This window comes from Terrabacter aeriphilus (assembly GCF_039542985.1).
Taxonomy (GTDB): Bacteria; Actinomycetota; Actinomycetes; order Actinomycetales; family Dermatophilaceae; genus Terrabacter; species Terrabacter aeriphilus.
The window spans coordinates 1-1,184 of sequence record NZ_BAABIW010000038.1 but is presented as its reverse complement, the minus strand read 5'-3'; the positions used below and the strand labels follow the sequence as shown (position 1 = coordinate 1,184).

The 1,184-nt window shown below is 69.3% G+C and carries 1 protein-coding gene; it reads left to right on the top strand.

Annotated features, from left to right (window positions below; all coding sequences use genetic code 11):
* A partial coding sequence (locus ABD979_RS19975) for an IS30 family transposase (RefSeq protein ID WP_425584013.1) occupies nucleotides 1-1,184 on the top strand: 1,184 nt, incomplete at both ends.

Here is a 1,184-nt window from a genome sequence, read left to right as displayed (position 1 = left end):
CAAGAAGGGGCCGGGGCGTCGCCCGCAGTCGGCCAAGCGGCAACGGTTCATGGAGCTGCGCGAGCGGGGGTGGAGTGTTCTGGCGGCCGCCCGAGAGGTCGGCGTCTCTCGTACCGCGGGGAACAACTGGGCCCGCGGTTACAAGGTCTACCGCCGCGGCCGTGTCGTCGGGTTCGTGCCCGGCTTGGAGCGTCTGGCGGTGCGTCAGATCAGCAGCCGGTACCTCTCTCAGGACGAGCGGATCCAGATCGCCGATCTGCGCCATGCCGGACTCGGCATTCGCCAGATCGCGCAGCACCTAGGGAGAGCGCCCTCGACGATCTCCCGCGAGCTACGTCGCAACGCGACCGGCGCCGCGGGGTACCGCCCGTTCGACGCGCACCGGGCTGCGACCGCACGTCGCGCCCGCTGTCCCGGGCGTCGAGTCGACACCAACGCCGAGCTCGGGCGGCACGTCGCCGAGCGGTTGGCGCAGCGGTGGAGCCCGCAGCAGATCAGTCGCCACCTGCGCTCCCGCTTCTCCGACCGGCCGGACATGTGGCTGTGTCACGAAAGCATCTATCAAGCTCTCTACCAACCCGGTTCGGTACTGGTCCGGCCTTCACCGCTGGCCCCGCATCGCCGGTCGCCGCTGCGTACCGAACGCAGCCATCGCCGTGCCCATCAGCGAACCGAACGTCGACGGGCCCGGTTCGAACAGCCCATGCGCACGGTCCACGAGCGACCGTTTCCGCCCGAGGACCGGTCCGAGGCCGGGCACTGGGAAGGAGACCTGATCATCGGCAAAGACCAGCACTCCGCGATCGGCACGCTCGTGGAGCGCACGACCCGGGTCCTTCGGCTGCTGCACCTTCCGTACCGCGACAGCGACGCCTTGCACGCTGCGTTGACAGCGCGGATGGGCGACCTGCCGCCGGCGCTGCTGCGCTCGATCACCTGGGACCAGGGCACCGAGATGGCAGCGCACCTGAGCATCACGCGGTCCCTGGGGACACCGGTCTACTTCTGTGACTCCCACTCCCCGTGGCAGCGCGGCTCGAACGAGAACACCAACGGCCTGCTGCGCGACTACTTCCCGAAGGGAACCGACCTGAGCGTGCACACCGCAGCGCACCTGCTCGCCGTCGAGCACGAGCTCAACAACCGACCCAGGATGGTCCTGCATGACGACACCCCAGCCCACC